Source organism: Burkholderia sp. BCC0097 (assembly GCF_902832985.1).
Classification (GTDB): Bacteria; Pseudomonadota; Gammaproteobacteria; order Burkholderiales; family Burkholderiaceae; genus Burkholderia; species Burkholderia orbicola.
The window spans coordinates 74,401-90,581 of record NZ_CADFDM010000004.1; the positions used below are offsets into that span (position 1 = coordinate 74,401).

Below are 16,181 nucleotides of genomic sequence, written 5' to 3' on the forward strand. Positions count from 1 at the left end.
TTTCAAATTATCGTATTTATTGCACATTTGTGCCGCTACCATCAAGTGAACCGTTCGTAGCGGTTCACGGGGATGCGCGCGTAGGCGACCGCGGATTTTCGTGACGTCTCTTTTCCTCTTTCTGACAAGGACTCCGAATGAAAATGGGCGCGATGTTCCGTCAAGGCTTCCCCGGCATGCTGCTGGCCGCATCGATGGTTCCCGGCAGCGCATCGGCTGAACCGTCGCTCGCGGGGACATGGACCCTGGTCGCGGCGGACGTTCAGCATCCCGATGGCACGATCGGCCGCGACTTCGGCGCCGATCCGAAGGGCCTGCTGCTGATCGACATGCACGGGAATTATTCGCTGCAGATCTTCAAGTCCGAACGCCCGCGTTTCATGTCGAACGACAAGGCGACCGGGACGCCGGATGAATTCCGTGCGGCCGTGCTCGGGTCCAGCACCCATTACGGCACGCTGACGGTCGATCCCGCGCGGCACAAGCTGGCGTTTCACATCGTCGACGCGTCCTATCCGAACTGGGTCGGGCAGACGCAAATGCGCAGCTATCAACTGAAAGGCGGCGAACTGAGCTACCGCGTTCCGCCGCGCCCCAACGGCGATATACCGATTTCAGTGTGGCGGCGCGTCGATTGAGACGGGCGCAGACCCGAAGCCGATCGCGAACGGCCGGCGCGTCGTCGGTCGGCGCGCCGACGCGCTGCAGATGCTCGGTCATCGTGAGTCGACGGAGCGTCAGCAGGAACGGGAGATCTTCCTGAGACGCAGCACGCAGATGGATCGCGGGTTTCATCAGTGATGAGAGGTTGCGTCGGGCGCGACGCTTCGGTGCGGATCACATGCCCGGCAACCGAATTTGCAGGCCGGCCGGGCGATGTTCAAGGACATCCGTGACCTCGTATTCGGTTTTCGCCCCGTCCGAAGTTTGCCACTGCTGCATACGGACATTGCACAAGAGCACGTCTCCCTTGCTGAAACTGATCTGGCTGTTGTTCACGCGCGACAAGAAGCCGGCATCGGTGATCGTCGCGTGAATCGTCGACGTGCCGTCGTACAGACGCCACTTGTTGTCGTCCTTGAACGCGAGCGACACGATCGAGAATGCCATCTTGCGATGCTCGTCGAGCAGGAGCGAATCGGTTGGCTCCGGCGCGTGAAACCATGCGATCTCGTTGTGGGCGACCGTCTCGTATACCTCGGTATCGGTGCCGGCAGCGAAAATCTCGATGCCTTCGCGAGCGAGCGGCGCAAGCACTTGCGCGATGGCTTGGCGAACGCGGACGTCACTCAGCAGCGTGAGGACGGGCAGGTCGATTTCCAGTTCGTCGCCGTCGACGTCCAGCACCGCGGTGTTGTTCTGCATCCGCACGTGCGTGATCTCGCGCCCACGCAGCCATTTGAGGACGGCGAAAAGCCCCTTCCTCGCCCTGGGCGCGGCGATGCCGAGCGCGGTCAGGATCGTCACCGCATTGGCGAGCGCCGTGCCTTCGCTGCCGCTCAGCATGTCGCGCATGCGGCCGAGCAGCGAGGTCGCGAGCGTGAAGTCGATGCCGAAGCTGCCGGTCTTGAAGCTGCCGCGCACGTTCACCTGCGGCCGGACCTGAGCGCCGCACAGTGCGCGCGTCGACGCGTCGAGCAAATCGCCGAATGCCAGCAGCGCGGGCGCGAGTTCGCGTACGTCCATCTCGGACGAATCGAGCGTGGGCCCGTCGTACGTGATGCGAAATCGGCTCATGGTGTCGAAGGGGCCGATATCGGCCGGGCCGGTACTGTTTTCATCGTGTGCGGTCATGTCGAGTGGTGGCAAGAGAGCTGGACGATACCCGAAGCGAATGCTTTCGGATACCTTTCATCGTGGGGCCGAATGATCGGCCGCAGGCGATTTTGGCCATCAGGACAAGACGGTTTGCAGACATGTCCCGATAGCGCCCGGCAAGCAGCGAACTTTTCCGATACTTTCCCGGTCACAACCGCCAGCTTGCGGGGGCGCGCCGGCGCCCCGAACGGCCTATCGCCTTCCGGTATTCCGCCGTTCCACCCGCCCGCCTATCATGCGCACATCGCTCGCACGCACGGCGCAATACACAGGGATTCTCGATGGACACCAAACGATCGCGGCCGGGGCTCGTCGCCGCGCTGCTCTGGGCGGCGTTGTATCTCGCGACCGGCTACATCTCGCACGAATTCAACGGCCCTGTCCGGCTGACGGGCTACATCTGGCTGCCGGCCGGCGTGACGGTCGGCGCGTTCATGCTGCGGCCGATGCGCGAATGGCTGGCGCTAGCCGGCGCATTCCTCGTCGGGCAGCTCGCGCTGACCGCGATCGAGCACGGCAGCCTCGTCAACGCGGTGCTGTTCACGGTCGACGAGGTCGGCGCGGCCGCGCTCGCGGTCTGGCTCGTGCAGCGCGTGCGTTTTTCGCTCGAAGGGCTGTACTTCCTGCGCTCGGTGATCCTCGCCGGGATGATCGCGGGCGTCGTCGGCGCGATCGGCGGCGCCGCGTGGTACACGACGCTCAAGGGCGCGCCGTTCTTCGACGTGTGGTCGGTGTGGGCCGCGTCCGATTTCGTCGGCGTGCTGCTGGTCACGCCGGTGCTCGCGTCGTGGTCGCGCTTTCGCGCGCACCGCTCGGGCGACCACGAGCGCTTCGACCTGGTGCTCGGCATCGTCGCGTTCGCGTTGCTCGCGGTCGTCGCGCTCGTGATCTTCGACGGCGATACGTCGCGGAAATTCGGCACGGGCGCCGGCTTCGCGCTCACCTATGTGCCGCTGTTCCTGACGGTCGCGGTGACGCTGCTGCTCGGCGGCCGTGCGGGCTCGTCGTCGGTGCTGGTGCTCGCGCTGATCGTGATCGAGCAGACCGCGCAGGGCGACGGCCCGTTCGCGTCGCTCCACGAGCATTACGGTAGTGCGCTGCTCGAAGCGCAGCTCTATCTGGCGGTCGCGTCGCTGCTGGTGCTGACGGTGAGCACGCTGAAGACCACGCGCGAGCGCGTGCACGAGCATGCGGCCGTCCTGCAGAACAACATGGAGCTCGCGCTCGCGAGCGCCGGCCAGATCGCGTACGTGCTCGATCCCGAGTCGGGCCGGATCGAATGGAGCGGCGACGTCGAGCGCGTGTTCGGCGTCGGCGTCGACGCCGCGCAGATCGCGAGCGTGCCGCTCGTGCTCGAACGCGTGCAGCCGGGCGACCGCGACGCGCTGCGCGACTACTGGAATGCGGAGATCGCGGGCGAGGACCGCGCGTCGCTGTCGCTGCGCATCGTGCTGCGCGACGGCGGCACGCGGACGATCACCGACCACGGCGCGCCGTTGCTCGACTCGAACGTCGACGTGACGGTGGTGGCGGGCGTGTGGCAGATCGAACGCGTGTGGCCGGCGGACGAATGAGCGGGCGCGCGTCATGACGGGCCGCACGGGCGTGCTGCTGATCCACGGGCTCGGCGGCACGCAATACGATCTCGGTTCGCTGCACAAGGCGATGCGGCGCGCGGGCGCCGAGCCGCACATGATCACGCTGCCGGGGCACGGCACGCGCCCGGAGGATCTGGTCGGCGTGCGCGCGGAGGCGTGGCTCGACGCGGTGACCGCGCAGTACCGCGCGCTGGAACGCGAGTACGACACGTTGCACGTCGCGGGGATGTGCATGGGCGCGCTCGTCGCGCTGCTGCTGTGCCATCGCGTGCAGCATGCACGCGGCCGGCTCGCGTTGCTGGCCGCGCCGGTATTCATCGACGGCTGGTCGACGCCGTGGTACCGGTCGCTGCGGCACGTGCTGTACCGCGTGCCGGGTGTGGCCGAACGAATGCGGGTGGAGGAGGGCGATCCGTTCGGCATCAAGAACGCGACGATCCGCGCGATCGTGAAGAAGAAGTTCGAGCGGCAGGACAGTTTCCACTATGCGTGGGTGCCGCTCGCGTGCGTGCGGCAGGTGGACCGGATGCGCGACTGGGTGCGCGATGCCGCGCCCGGCACGCCGTGCCCGACGCTCGTGCTGCATGCGCGCGAGGACGAGCTGACGAGCCTGCGCTCGGCCGATTTCCTGCTGGAGAAGCTGCCAGATGCGCGCGGCATCGTGCTGGAGAACAGCTATCACATGATCTGCGCGGACAACGATCGTGACGACGTCGCGCGGCACGTGCTCGAATTCTTCGGCTTCGATCCCGTGCATGCGGTGAGCCCGGCGATGGCGCGGCGGATGGGGTGGCCGGCGCCGTGACGACGGCTCACGCCGTCATCGGCCACCGCGCGATCCGCTCGCGGACTTCCGGCGCCGCCAGGCACGTGGCCACGGCTTCATACCCCGGCGCGCCGGGGTAAGGCGCCACGCGCGCAGGCGGGCTGTGATTGGCCGGGCACAGCAGGATGGTTTCGTCGGGGCCCACCGCCGCCAGATCGAGGATGGCCGACGAGCGCGTCAGCAGGAACAGCGGCCGCATGCCGGCGGCCGCGCCTTCGCGCAGATGCGCGATCAATGCCAACTGCGTGGGCCGGTCGAGGCCCTGTTCGATCATGTCGACGACCCGCACGCGCGGGCCTTGCGCTTCGAGGCTGACGAGGAGTGCCGTCAGCGCTGGCGACGGCGTCGCGCCTTTGGCGGCGAGCAACGTCGACGCGCGATCGACGCGCGACTTCAATTCCGGATCGGCGTGCACTGCGTCGGATGCCGCGGCACAATCGTCGTCCAGCCGATCGAGGCCGACGAACACCGCGCCGGGCAGCGCTTCGGCCAGCCGAAGCGCGAGCCGCGTCTTGCCGCTCCCCAGCGAACCGATGATGTAGTTCAACGGCCGGATATCGCGACACTCGAACCATTCGCCGCCCCACGGCCACGGCAGGCTGAATGCGACGCCGGCACTACCGGTGTCGACGAGCCGCGTGAGTTCTCCATCCGTCGGCATCCGCCCCCGTGCCAGGCCGGCGCGCATCGCGCGCACACGGTCGAGCTTGCCGACGAGATCCCGAATCCCGCGATCGAGCGCCGCTTCGTGAGTCGCCAGCGCTGCGTCGAGACCGCGCGCATCGCCGTCGAGCACGTTTGCCACCTGCGCAAGACCGAGGCCGAGCTTGCGCAGTGCCGCGATGTCGGCGGCGCGCGCGAGGTCATCGGGGCCATACGCGCGGTATCCGGCCGGTGTGCGCGCCGGCGTGACGAGGCCGTGCCGCTCGTACAGCCGCAGCGCCTTGATCGAGACGCCGAGCCGCGCGGCGGCGGCCGATGCGTTCAAACGCGGTGTGGCTGTACCCATTCGTCACCTCTTGGCTGTCGATTCGTTGCGCTCAGCATAAAGGCGATCCCAAGGGTCGGGTCAAGCGCGATCGCGCGGCCGTTCAGTCCGCTCAGTCAGCGGCCGCGAACTCGTCCCGCAGCGCGCGATACAACCGTCGGTAGCGTGCGAGCCGCCCCGCCAGCAGATCGACCGACGCGGCATCGGGCGCGACCGTCTCCGTGACGGGCGGCGCGATGCAGACTTCCTCCAGCGTATCGTCCGTCGCCGCGAGCCGTGCGAGCCGCGCCGCGCCGAGTGCCGCGCCGACCGCGCCGTCCGCATGGCGCTGCATCGAGAGCCCGGTCGCATTCGCGCATAGCCCTGCCCAGAACGCGCTCTTCGAGCCGCCGCCGATGAACGACACCGCGTCGAGCGTCGTGCCGGCCGCGCGCAGCGCGTCGTAGCCGTCGGCCATCGCGAACGCGACGCCTTCCATCACCGCATACGCGAGATCGTCGGCATCGTGTTCGTTCGACAGCCCGAAGAACACGCCGCGCGCATGCGCGTCGTTGTGCGGCGTGCGCTCGCCGCCGAGATACGGCAGGAACAGCGGCGCGCGGGCCGGATCGGCGTGTTCGGCGCGCGCCGCCAGCACAGCGGGCGTCGTGCCGTGCGCACGCGCGAGCCAGTCGAGGCTCGCGGCGGCCGACAGGATCACGCTCATCTGGTGCCAGCGCCCTTCGACGCAGTGACAGAACGCGTGCACGGCGGCGTCCGGGTTCGGCGCGAAGCGGTCGTTGCCGGCGAACAGCACGCCCGACGTGCCGAGCGACAGGAAGCCGCTGCCGGCACCCGTGACGCCCATGCCGATCGCGGATGCCGCGTTGTCGCCGGCGCCGCCGGCGATCGTCACGGGCCCGTCGATGCCCCATCCGCGCCGCAGCGCGTCGCGCAGCTGCGCGGCGGGCGCGTTGCCTTCGACGAGGCGCGGCATTTGCGCGCGCGACAGCTCTGTGGCGGCAAGCATCCGGTCGGACCAGTCGCGGCGCGCGCAGTCGAGCCACAGCGTGCCCGACGCGTCGGACATGTCGGACACGAATTCGCCGGACAGGCGCCAGATCAGGTAGTCCTTCGGCAGCAGCACCTTGTGCACCGCGCGAAACACGGCCGGCTCGTATTTCGCGAGCCACAGCAGCTTCGGCGCGGTGAAGCCGGGCATCGCCATGTTGCCGGTGATCGCGCGCGATTCCGGCACCAGCGCTTCCAGCTCGACGCATTCGGTGCCGGCGCGCGTGTCGTTCCACAGGATCGCGGGGCGCAGCACCTGGTCCGCGCGGTCGATCAGCGTCGCGCCGTGCATCTGCCCGGACAGCGCGATGCCGCGCAGCGCGGCGAAGCCGGCCGGGTGCGCGGCGCGCACCGACGCGATCGCGTCGAGCATCGCGTGCCACCACGCCTGCGGGCTTTGTTCGGACCAGTGCGGATGCGGCCGGCTGATCGACAGCGTGGCCGCGCCGGTCGCGAGGGGGACCGATCCGGAATCGGTGAGCAGAACCTTGACCTCGGACGTGCCGAGATCGATGCCGAGGAATGTCACGTGTGAAGCGTCCTGTGTGGGGTGCGCGACGGCGGCGGCGCGCGTCGCACGGGCGGCGCGTCGTCGCGGCCGTGCGGTTCGTTGAGCCGGTGCAGCGCGCGGAACTTCGACGGCGGCACCTGCTTCATCGCGAGAAACTGACGGTTGAAGTTCGACAGGTTGTTGAAGCCAACCCGGTAACAGATGTCGGTCACCGTCAGGTCGGAAAACATTAGCAGCTCGCACGCCTCGTTGATGCGCAGCCGGTTCAGGTAGCGCACGAACGACGAGCCGGTGTGACGCCGGAAAAACCGCGTGAAGGTGCTGACGCTCATGCCGGCGAACGCGGCGACGTCGGCTTCGCGCAGCATGCCGGGCAGGTTCTGCTGCAGGTACGACAGCACCTGGTTGATGGTCGACGACATGTAGTGCTGCGCGTCGCTGCGGTAGCCGGGCCCCGCGAGCACGCGCCGCTCGCGGCACGACGAGAGCCGGTCGAACAGCGACATCAGGATCTCGACGCGCCGGCAGCCGTGCGCGTTCGCGAGTTCGAGCATCAGCGGCGCGACTTCGACGCCCACGCGGTCGGGAAACTGCACGCCGCATGCCGCGTCGTCGATCAGCTCGATCACCGGCTGCAGCTCGCTGAACGCGCCGACCATCTTCTCGATCGCATCGCGCGAGAACTGCAGCACGACGTCGCGCGACGCCACGCGTTCGCCGTCGGCGAGCTCGCTGACCCAGTTGTGCGGCAGGTTCGGCCCGGTGACGATCAGGTTGCCGGGCCCGAAATCGCCGATGTGGTCGCCGACGAACACCTTGCCGCGCGACGCCTGGATCAGGTGAATCTCGTACTCCGGATGAAAGTGCCACTTCGCGACCGAATGCGGATAGTCGTGGACCCACGCGCGAAACGATTCGTCGCGGTGAGTGGGAACGATCTCGAGATCCGGGTTCATCGTGTGCTCCGTCGGGGCGTGCCGGCGTGCTAAGGACGGGACATCGACCAACCCGTCGCGGCGGGCGGCGTGGCGCGCGTCGCGGCCGTCGGCGGCACCGCGTGCGCGATCGGGTTCGCATCCGGCAGCGTGACGTTGCGCTCGGTGCCGGCGTCGAACAGATGCAGGGCTTCTTCGTCGAAGCGAAACGCTACCACGGCGCCGGGCGCCGGGGCCATCGGGGCCGGCACGAGGGCCGCGCACGGCTGGCCGCGCCAGTCCAGCGTGACGAGGGCCTCGGCGCCGAGCAGCTCGACGAGCTCGACCGTGCCGGTCAGCGTGAGCACGCCCGGGGTCGGATCGCCTTCGGCGACGAGCCGCAGGTGGTTCGGGCGGATCGCCGCCTTGACCTGCTGACCGTCGTGCAGGTGCGCGAAGCGCGGCGACGCGAGCGGCCAGCGCGCGCCGTTGCAGTCGACCCACACGTTCGCGCCGACGCGCTCGATCGTCCCGTCCGCGAAGTTCATCGCGGGCGTGCCGACGAACCCGGCCGCGAATACCGTGTGCGGCTGGCCGTACAGCTCGGCCGGCGTGCCGATCTGCTCGATGTGGCCGCCGCGCATCAGCACGACGCGGTCGGCGAGCGTCATCGCTTCGAGCTGATCGTGCGTGACGTACAGCGTGGTGGTCTTCAGTTGCCGGTGCAGCCGCTTGATGTCGGCGCGCAACTGCGTGCGCAGCTTCGCGTCGAGGTTCGACAGCGGCTCGTCGAACAGGAACACGGCGGGCGTCTTGATCATCGCGCGCGCGATCGCCGCGCGCTGCTGCTGGCCGCCCGACATCGCGCGCGGGCGGCGGTCGAGCAGCGCGTCGAGGCTCAGGATGCGCGCGACGTCGCGCACGCGGCGGTCGATTTCGTCGGCCGGCACCTTCAGCCGCCGCAGGCCGAACGCGATGTTGTCGTACACCGTCATGTGCGGGTACAGCGCGTAGTTCTGGAACACCATCGCGACATTGCGCTCGCGCGACGGCAGGTCGTTGACGACCGCATCGCCGATCACGAGCTCGCCGCCGGTGATCGCCTCGAGGCCCGCGATCATCCGCAGCATCGTCGACTTGCCGCAGCCGGACGGGCCGAGCAGCACGATGAATTCGCCGTCGGCGATCTCGAGGTCGAGCGGATGCAGCACGGCGGGGCCGCCGTCGTAGTGTTTCGACAATGCGTGGCAGACGATTCGGGCCATGGCTCAATCCATTTCGATCTGAATCTTGACGTCGCGCGGGTGCCCGCTCGCCGCTTCCTCGAACGCGCGCACGCCTTCGGAAAACGGGAACGTGCGCGAGATGAACGGTTTCACGTCGATCGCGCCGGATGCGATCAGCGCAAGCGCGCGCGGAAAGATGTTCGCGTAGCGGAACACCGATTCGATGCGGCCTTCCTTCGCCTGCAGCGCGACCACGTCGAGCGGCACCGGCGCGACCGGCATCCCGATCAGCACCGCGCAGCCGCCCGGGCACATCAGGTCGACGAGGCCCGCATACGCGTTCGCGCTGCCGCTCGCCTCGAACACGACGTCCGCGCCCCAGCCGCCGGACGCCTCGGCCACCGCGTCGGCCAGCGGCCGCGTACGCACGTCGACGGTCGTGACGGCCGGGTTGCCGGCGAACAGCGCGAGCTTGTCCGGCACGACGTCGGCGAGGATCACGCGCGCGGCGCCGCCGGCGAGTGCGGCCAGCGCCGTCATCGCGCCGATCGTGCCGGCGCCGATCACGACGGCAAGGTCGCCCGGCTTCATCGCCGCCTTCTTCGCGGCTTGCAGGCCGATCGACAGCGGCTCGACGATCGCGCCTTCGGCGAACGACACGTTGTCGGGCAGCCGGTACGTGAACGCGGCCGGATGCACGACGAACGGCGTCAGGCAGCCGTGGATGGGCGGCGTCGCCCAGAAGCGCACGTCGGGATCGAGGTTGTAGAGGCCGCGCAGCGTCGCGGGCGAATCGAGGCGCGGCACGCCGGGCTCCATGCATACGCGGTCGCCGACGCGCAGGTGCGTGACGTCGGCGCCCGTCTCGACGACGGTGCCGGATGCTTCATGGCCGAGCACCATCGGCGCGTCGACGCGGAACGGGCCGATGCCGCCGTGAACGTAGTAATGCACGTCGCTGCCGCAGACGCCGACCGTATGCACCTTGATCCGGACGTCGCCGGGGCCGACCTGTTGCGGCAGGTCGATGTCGCGCAGCGCGAGTTCGCGCGTGCGTTCGAGGACGAGTGCTTTCAACGTGTTCTCCTTATTTTCCCTTGACCATCGAATTGAGCAGCCGGCTCAGCATGCCGACGAAGACGAGCGGCGGCAGCGCGAGCAGCACCGTCGACGCGTTGATCACGCCCCACGGCACTTCCTGGCCGAGCGACGTGAACGCGGACGCGACCACCGGCAGCGTCGCGCTGCGCGACGACGTGAGGGCGAGCGCGATCATCAGTTCGTTCCACACCAGCACGAAGCTGAACACGATGCCGCCGAGCAGCGTGCTCGCGCACACCGGCAGCGCGATATGCCAGAACACCGCGTACGGGCCGTAGCCGTCGAGCGCGGCGGCTTCCTCGATCTCGCGCGGCAGCCGGCGGAACACCGGGATCGACAGCCACGTGATGGTCGACAGCGTGACCAGCAGGTACGTGACGATCATCGACAGCTTCGTGTCGTACAGCCCTAGATCGACCCAGATCGCGATCAGCGGCAGCGCGACCGCGACCGGCGGCAGGAAGCGCAGCGACAGCAGGAAGAACTGGATGTCGCGCTTGCCGCGTATCGGGTAGCGCGCGATCGCATACGCGGCCGGCACGCCGAGCACCGCGCCGATCAGCACGGCCGCGCCGACGATCGCGATGCTGTTGCCGAGCCCGATCAACACCTCGGGGCTCGACAGCACTTGTTCGTAGTTCGCGAGCGTCGGCGTGAAGAAGAAGCGCGGCGTCGGCGTGACGATGTCGAGCAGGTGCTTGAGCGAATTGAGCACGGCCCAGAACAGCGGGAACGCAGCGACGAGCAGGATCGCGCCGGCGATCGCGACGGTGGAAACATTGGCGGCACCGCGCCGGGCCATCAGTCGTCCCATTTGTTGACCCTCTTCCAGATGAGCGTGAAGACGAGCGTGGTCGCGACCATCATCAGCACGGCCATGGCCGACGCATACGACACCTTGCCGGCGAGGCCGATGCCCTGCTGGTACGCATAGAGATCGAGCGTCTCGGTCGCGATACCGGGGCCGCCCTTCGTCATCACGTAGATCAGGTCGAACGAGCGAAGCGACTCGACCATCTTGATGAACACGAGGCTCACGAGCGGCGCCTTCAGCATCGGCAGTGCGATGTACGCATGCACCTGCCACGTCGTCGCGTAGTCGAGCCGCGCGGCTTCGAGCGGCTCGGGCGGCAGCGTTTCCAGCAGCTTCAGGATCACGACCGCGAAGAACAGCCCCCACTGCCACACGTCGACGAGCGCGACCGCGTACAGCGCGAGATGCGGATCGGCGAGAAACGCGGTGTGCTCGACGCCGAGCGTGCCGAGCAGCCAGCTCAGGATGCCGGTGAGCGGCGCGTACATGAACTTCCAGATGAACGCGGCCGACACGCGCGGCAGCAGCACCGGCATGATCAGCACCAGCGACGCCAAGCGGCGCCAGCGGCCGTGCACGCGCTCGAACAGGAACACCGCGAGTGCGATACCGACCAGCACCGCGCCGGCGACCGTGACGACTTCCCACAGCACCGATACCTCGATCGCGTTCAGGAAACGCCGGTCCGACGCGAGCCGGACGAAGTTGCGCAGGCCGACGTATTCGCTGTCCGGGTAGCGCAGCACACGGTTGCGCAGCGCGAGGTTGACCGCGGCGATCGTCGGGACGAGGCTCAGGACCGCGAGCAGCGCGAGCGTCGGCGCGAGGAATACCCACGGCAGGCTGGTGCGGTCGCGGCGTGCGCGGCCGCGCGGGGCCGACGTTGCGGAAGGAGCCGGGCGGACGCCGAGCGCGCGTCCGCCCGTGCCGTCATTTGCGAGCGCCATGTTCGAGCGCGTCCTTCGCGTACTGGTCCGCGTCGTCGAGCGTGCCGCGGATATCCGTCTGCGTGCCGGTGAACACCTGTTCGAGCGCGATGCCGAGGTTGTCGCCGATATCCGGCCACTGCGGCGTGCGCCAGATCGTCACCTGCGTGACGGGATTCGTGTCGTTCAGCCCGGCCTGGATCTGCGGCGCGACATGCTGCTTGAAGTACGGGCTGGCGATCGTGCTCGAGCGGTTGTAGTCGCTGAACACGCCATTGCGCAGCCGTGCCTGCTCCTGGTCCTTGCTGGTCGCCCATGCGATGAAGCGGCCGGCGGCCATTCGCGTGCAGTCGTCCTTCGCGCCGACCGCCGAGATCGCGAAGCCGTGGCCGTACGCGGCCGACGGCAGCGGCGCGGGCGGCCGCGTGTAGCCGACCTTGCCGGCCACGCTCGACTTGCTCGCGTCTTCCATCCAGTCCGCGAACGGCGTCGATTCGATCATGAACGCGACCTTGCCCGAGCGGAACGCTTCGAGCGCATTGCTCCAGTCGTAGGTCGCCGAGCCCGGCGGCGCGTACTTGAACAGGTCGCTGTAAAGCTGCGTGGCCTTCACCGCGGCCGGCGAATTGAACGCGGGCTGGCCGCTCTTGTCGGTCCACGCGCCGCCCATGCCAAGCATGAACGGCGACCAGCGCCACACGTTCATCCCCGAGCCGCGCTGGCCGCGCGCGACCCAGCCGTACAGTTTCGGCGGCGCGTTGAGCTTCTTGATCGCGGCGACGAGCTGGTCGAGCGTCTTCGGCACCGGGATGTGCGCGGCGTCGAGCAGGTCGCGGCGGTAGAACAGGAAGTCTCCGCCGCCGATCAGCGGCGCGAAGTATGCGACGCCGTTGTAGCTCGCGACCGCGCGGCGGCCGGGCAGGAAGTCGTCGTAGTCGTAGTCCTTCGGGTAGTACTTGAGAAGCGGCACGATCCAGTTGGCCGACGCGAATTCGGCGACGTTCGCCTCGTCGACGTAGTAGATCTGGTAGGAACCCGCGCCGGTCGACGCGTCGAGCCGCGATTTGGCGCGGCGGTCGTTCTCGCCGAAATAGCTGATCTCGACCTTCGTGCCGCTCTTCTTCTCGTAGTCGGCCAGCGATTTCTCCATCACCGACAGGCCGAGGCTTTTCTGCGCGAGCACGCGGAGGGTCGGCACCTTGCAGGTTTGAGCGGCCGTGACGCCCGGCAGACAGGCGCCGAGCAGCACGCCGGCTGCGACGATTCGCATCTTGTTCACCCGTGTCTCCTTGATTCTGCTTGTTCGAATGCCGCCGATGACGGCAGGAACAATGGTGTGACGCGGGCGACGCGATCACCACATCAAAAGGATTCGTGAGCCGATACTTTTTGCTCACGGTGGGTCGTGCGATGCACAAAATGTGGTGGTGGGGCAGTGGCGGTCCTTTCTCCCCGCGCCGTGCATCTGGGAGAATGCGGCTGCGGCCGTGCCGATTCACGGCCGGCGTGCCGGCCGTCGCCGACACGGTGCGTGGTCCGACAGGGGGGAAATTGACCGACGACGACGAACTTTCGCTCCGCCCGGAGAGCCGCTTCTGGCAGCTCGCGCCGGTGAAATGGTGGGTCCGCGGGCACGGCCGCGACGGCTATGCGTTCCGCCTGCTGCTGTGCCCGCTCGCGATCGTGTTCGTGCTCGAATTCGTCTGCGTGATGGCTGGCGCGCTGTACACCAGCATCGCGATCAGCGCGGTCGCGACGCTGTTCCTCGGCATCGCCGGCTTCTACGGCGCGCAGCGCGAATGGCTGATGACGTCCGAGACCGCGCGTGCGCTCGTGAAGGCCCGCATGAAGAAGGCGGCCGAGCGGCTCGCGTCGCTCGGCGTCGGCGCGACCGTGCTCGCGATCTTCGTCGCCGCGACGTCGCTGTCGCTCGTGATGTCGGGCCAGCCGGTGCTGGACAGCGTGTCGAAGGACGCGGTGTCGATCTTCATCGCGCTGGCGTTCCTGCCCGTGTACGTGTCCGGCGCGGTACGCAAGCTGGCGATCGCGCGGATCGAGGAGCTGGAGGCGTTGCGTAATGCGACCGTCGGCACGCAACTGAAATTCGACCGCGCCGGCGCGGTGCGCGCGGTGGTCGTGCAGGGCGCGGCCGGGAAAGGGACGGTATCGGTGATGGAATACACGGTGCTCGGGTTCAGCCCGCCGCTCGACCAGGTCGGGCGCGAACCGCGCGCGTGAGGGCGTAGCGGTGTAACGGCGGCGGGTTACGCCGGGAACCGCTCGCTTTCGGGCGCCGGCACGAGATCGTCCGGCCACTGTACCTCGAACCGCGTGCCGCCGGCCCCGGTCGGCACGCACAGCGCTTCGCCGCGGTGGGCATGCGCGATCGCCGCGACGACGGCGAGCCCGAGGCCCGTGCCGCCGGGTTGCGACTCGTCGACGCGCCGGAACGCCTGGAACACGTGCGGCGCGAACTCGGCCGGGATACCGGGGCCGTCGTCCTCGACGCGCAGCCGGCACATGCCGTCTTCGATGCGGGTCTGGATTCGAATCGCGCCGGGCACCGCGTGGCGGCGCGCGTTTTCCAGCAACGCGAGCAACGCCTGGCGGATGCGCACCGGGTCGCAGCACATGCGCCGCGGGTCGAGATCGAGCACCGGATGCTGGCCGGCGGCCTGCAGCGCGTGCGCGAACCCGTCGACCACGGCGCGCACCTCGGCGGCAAGGTCGGTGTCGCGGATCTCGATGCTCAGGTGGCCGCTGTCGGCGAGGCTGACCACGCGCAGATCCTCGATCAGCCGCGTCAGCCCTTCGACCTGCACGAGCAGGCCGCGGTACAGCGCATCGCTCGGCGTGAACACACCTTCGGCGAGCCCCTGCAAGCGCCCGCGCAGCACGGTCACGGGCGTGCGCAGCTCGTGCGCGATCGCCGCGTTCCAGAAGGCTTGCTCGTCGGTCACGCGCTGCAACTCGCTTGCGAGCGCGTTGAAGTTGTCGGCGAGCAGCGCCGCTTCCTTCAACGAGCGGTCGCCGGCGACGGCGCGCGCTGCGAGATCGCCGCGCGCGACGCGGCGGATGCTGTCCGTCACCGAATTCAGCGGCACGAGGATGCGGCGCGACAGGTTGATCGCGACGACGACCGCGATCAACAGGCCGACCAGCGTGGTCGAGGTGATCCACACCCACTCCGGCCCGCTCGGCAGCCAGCTCTCCGGCTGGAACGACTGCGGCGAGTACTGGTACAGCAGGTAGTAGAACGCATAGGCCGTCACGACGATCAGCACCGTGACGCCGAAGGCGATCGCGCCCATCGTCAGCGCGATCTGGCGGCTAAGGCCATCGAGTCTCACTCGGCGCTCCACAGTTTGTAGCCGACGCCGCGCACGCTGGCCGGCACGCCCGCGACACCGAGATCGTCGAGCTTCTTGCGCAGCTTGCTGACGTGGCTGTCGACCGTGCGCTCCAGCGCGTCGCCTTCCGGCAGGCAGGTGGCCATCAGCTCGGCGCGGCTGAACACGCGGCGCGGCGCGCGCGCAAGCTGCGCGAGCAGCTTGAATTCGGTGAGCGTCAGCACGAGCGTGTGGCGCGCGCCGTCGACTTCGACCGTCGCTTCGTGGTGCTCGAGATCGATCTCGAACGGCGCGGCGCGCAGCACGCGCTGCTCTTCCTGGCGCGAGCCGGCCATCGACCGGCGCAGCACGGCCTGCGCCCGCGCGACGACTTCGGCGGGGTTGAACGGCTTGACCACGTAGTCGTCGGCGCCGATGCGCAGCCCGGTCAGCTTGTCGATGTCCTGGTCGAGCGCGGTCAGCATGATGACCGGCGTGTCGCCGCGATGGCGAATCTCGGCGAGCACCTTCCAGCCGTCGACGTGCGGCATCTGCACGTCGAGCAGCACGAGGTCGGGCTTCAGCGACAGGTGGAGTTCGAGCGCGCGGCGGCCGTCGGCGGCGTGCACGGTGCGCAGGCCGTTGCGCGCGAAATAGGCGGTCAGGATCTCGGCGATCTCGGGTTCGTCCTCGGCGATGAGGACGAGCGCTTGCGCGCCTTGGCCGGCGCCGGGAGATAAAGAAAATTCGGGCATGGCCACTCGTTCGGATTCAGCGGGGTTCCATCGAATCGCCATACTACCGTACGGCCCGCGCAACCGAACGCAGACGCGCGGGCCGCACCGGTGGCATCGCGTGCGCGGTCTTTCCCCGGCCTGTCGGGCGCGCCGCAACGCCCCGCCCGACAGGGGAATACCCTGTCTTTTTTTTTCGATCCTGTTTTATGTATCATGACCTATCTTTTGCAACATGTACTAATTAAGGGCGCCGGAAAATCCTTATCGATACAGGGTAGTACGGCACGTGTACAGGCCGGAATGCGAACCGGATTCGCGTGCCTCGTGCGGGGCAGGCGTGCCG

The 16,181-nt window shown here is 68.4% G+C and carries 15 protein-coding genes and 1 pseudogene; 4 read left to right on the top strand and 12 right to left on the bottom strand.

Features of this window, described 5'->3' with window-relative positions; translation table 11 throughout:
* The first annotated feature begins 137 nt into the window (after positions 1-137).
* A complete protein-coding gene (locus tag HWX07_RS14150) occupies positions 138-638 on the top strand; it encodes a lipocalin-like domain-containing protein (protein WP_175876623.1) in 501 nt (166 codons plus the stop codon).
* Positions 639-678: 40 nt separating this feature from the next.
* Here the strand turns inward: HWX07_RS14150 and HWX07_RS36955 are convergent.
* Together HWX07_RS36955 and HWX07_RS14155 are read right to left on the bottom strand one after the other, a co-directional pair.
* Positions 679-795, bottom strand: a pseudogene (locus tag HWX07_RS36955) (GNAT family N-acetyltransferase); the annotation flags it as partial.
* A 42-nt stretch (positions 796-837) separates the two neighbouring features.
* Positions 838-1,794, bottom strand: a complete 957-nt coding sequence (locus HWX07_RS14155) for a hypothetical protein (RefSeq protein WP_023474899.1) — start codon at positions 1,792-1,794, stop codon at positions 838-840.
* A gap of 305 nt (positions 1,795-2,099) precedes the next feature.
* On the opposite strand from HWX07_RS14155, the gene HWX07_RS14160 reads away from it, so the two are divergent.
* Both HWX07_RS14160 and HWX07_RS14165 read left to right on the top strand, forming a co-directional pair.
* Positions 2,100-3,392, top strand: coding sequence for an MASE1 domain-containing protein (locus HWX07_RS14160; protein ID WP_175876624.1), 1,293 nt, complete (start codon positions 2,100-2,102; stop codon positions 3,390-3,392).
* A 13-nt stretch (positions 3,393-3,405) separates the two neighbouring features.
* Entirely contained in the window at positions 3,406-4,221 is an 816-nt protein-coding gene (locus HWX07_RS14165; protein WP_175876625.1) for an alpha/beta fold hydrolase, read from the top strand.
* 7 nt (positions 4,222-4,228) lie between these two features.
* Here HWX07_RS14165 and HWX07_RS14170 read toward each other — a convergent pair whose 3' ends face one another.
* The 8 genes from HWX07_RS14170 to HWX07_RS14205 form a co-directional block, all read right to left on the bottom strand.
* Positions 4,229-5,251, bottom strand: a complete 1,023-nt coding sequence (locus HWX07_RS14170; RefSeq protein ID WP_175876626.1) for a MerR family transcriptional regulator — start codon at positions 5,249-5,251, stop codon at positions 4,229-4,231.
* 91 nt (positions 5,252-5,342) lie between these two features.
* Positions 5,343-6,809, bottom strand: coding sequence for a xylulokinase (xylB, locus tag HWX07_RS14175; RefSeq protein WP_175876627.1), 1,467 nt, complete (start codon positions 6,807-6,809; stop codon positions 5,343-5,345).
* Positions 6,806-7,747, bottom strand: a complete 942-nt coding sequence (locus HWX07_RS14180) for an AraC family transcriptional regulator (protein WP_175876628.1) — start codon at positions 7,745-7,747, stop codon at positions 6,806-6,808. The genes xylB and HWX07_RS14180 overlap by 4 nt, the downstream gene beginning before the upstream one ends.
* A 29-nt stretch (positions 7,748-7,776) precedes the next feature.
* Positions 7,777-8,970 carry a sn-glycerol-3-phosphate ABC transporter ATP-binding protein UgpC gene (gene ugpC, locus HWX07_RS14185; protein WP_175876629.1) on the bottom strand — a complete coding sequence of 398 codons (1,194 nt, stop codon included), beginning with the start codon at positions 8,968-8,970 and terminating at the stop codon, positions 7,777-7,779.
* Between the two features lie 3 nt (positions 8,971-8,973).
* Complete coding sequence (locus HWX07_RS14190; protein WP_126368303.1) at positions 8,974-10,008, bottom strand: NAD(P)-dependent alcohol dehydrogenase; 1,035 nt, start codon at positions 10,006-10,008, stop codon at positions 8,974-8,976.
* A 10-nt stretch (positions 10,009-10,018) separates the two neighbouring features.
* Positions 10,019-10,846, bottom strand: a complete 828-nt coding sequence (locus HWX07_RS14195; RefSeq protein WP_023474891.1) for a carbohydrate ABC transporter permease — start codon at positions 10,844-10,846, stop codon at positions 10,019-10,021.
* Positions 10,834-11,793, bottom strand: coding sequence for a sugar ABC transporter permease (locus HWX07_RS14200; RefSeq protein WP_226210441.1), 960 nt, complete (start codon positions 11,791-11,793; stop codon positions 10,834-10,836). Before HWX07_RS14200 ends, HWX07_RS14195 begins: the two co-directional genes overlap by 13 nt.
* Positions 11,777-13,051 (bottom strand): sugar ABC transporter substrate-binding protein, encoded by a 1,275-nt coding sequence (locus HWX07_RS14205; protein WP_175876630.1) that lies wholly within the window; start codon positions 13,049-13,051, stop codon positions 11,777-11,779. Before HWX07_RS14205 ends, HWX07_RS14200 begins: the two co-directional genes overlap by 17 nt.
* A gap of 272 nt (positions 13,052-13,323) precedes the next feature.
* Here HWX07_RS14205 and HWX07_RS14210 point away from each other — a divergent pair, with 272 nt between their 5' ends.
* The gene (locus tag HWX07_RS14210; protein ID WP_175876631.1) at positions 13,324-14,010 is read left to right on the top strand and encodes a hypothetical protein; all 687 of its coding nucleotides are present in this window, start codon (positions 13,324-13,326) and stop codon (positions 14,008-14,010) included.
* 26 nt (positions 14,011-14,036) lie between these two features.
* On the opposite strand, the gene HWX07_RS14215 is transcribed toward HWX07_RS14210, so the two are convergent.
* Both HWX07_RS14215 and HWX07_RS14220 read right to left on the bottom strand, forming a co-directional pair.
* On the bottom strand, positions 14,037-15,122 hold the full coding sequence (locus tag HWX07_RS14215) for an ATP-binding protein (protein WP_175876632.1): 1,086 nt from the start codon (positions 15,120-15,122) through the stop codon (positions 14,037-14,039).
* A complete protein-coding gene (locus HWX07_RS14220; RefSeq protein WP_175876633.1) occupies positions 15,119-15,856 on the bottom strand; it encodes a response regulator in 738 nt (245 codons plus the stop codon). Before HWX07_RS14220 ends, HWX07_RS14215 begins: the two co-directional genes overlap by 4 nt.
* Between the last annotated feature and the right edge of the window lie 325 nt (positions 15,857-16,181).

Coding starts and splice junctions, on each gene's coding strand:
- HWX07_RS14170 (WP_175876626.1), bottom strand. CDS start 5,251: ATGGGTACAGCCACACCGCGTTTGAACGCATCGGCCGCCGCCGCGCGG.
- HWX07_RS14200 (WP_226210441.1), bottom strand. CDS start 11,793: ATGGCGCTCGCAAATGACGGCACGGGCGGACGCGCGCTCGGCGTCCGC.
- ugpC (WP_175876629.1), bottom strand. CDS start 8,970: ATGGCCCGAATCGTCTGCCACGCATTGTCGAAACACTACGACGGCGGC.
- HWX07_RS14160 (WP_175876624.1), top strand. CDS start 2,100: ATGGACACCAAACGATCGCGGCCGGGGCTCGTCGCCGCGCTGCTCTGG.
- HWX07_RS14195 (WP_023474891.1), bottom strand. CDS start 10,846: ATGGGACGACTGATGGCCCGGCGCGGTGCCGCCAATGTTTCCACCGTC.
- HWX07_RS14220 (WP_175876633.1), bottom strand. CDS start 15,856: ATGCCCGAATTTTCTTTATCTCCCGGCGCCGGCCAAGGCGCGCAAGCG.
- HWX07_RS14180 (WP_175876628.1), bottom strand. CDS start 7,747: ATGAACCCGGATCTCGAGATCGTTCCCACTCACCGCGACGAATCGTTT.
- HWX07_RS14165 (WP_175876625.1), top strand. CDS start 3,406: ATGACGGGCCGCACGGGCGTGCTGCTGATCCACGGGCTCGGCGGCACG.
- HWX07_RS14155 (WP_023474899.1), bottom strand. CDS start 1,794: ATGACCGCACACGATGAAAACAGTACCGGCCCGGCCGATATCGGCCCC.
- HWX07_RS14150 (WP_175876623.1), top strand. CDS start 138: ATGAAAATGGGCGCGATGTTCCGTCAAGGCTTCCCCGGCATGCTGCTG.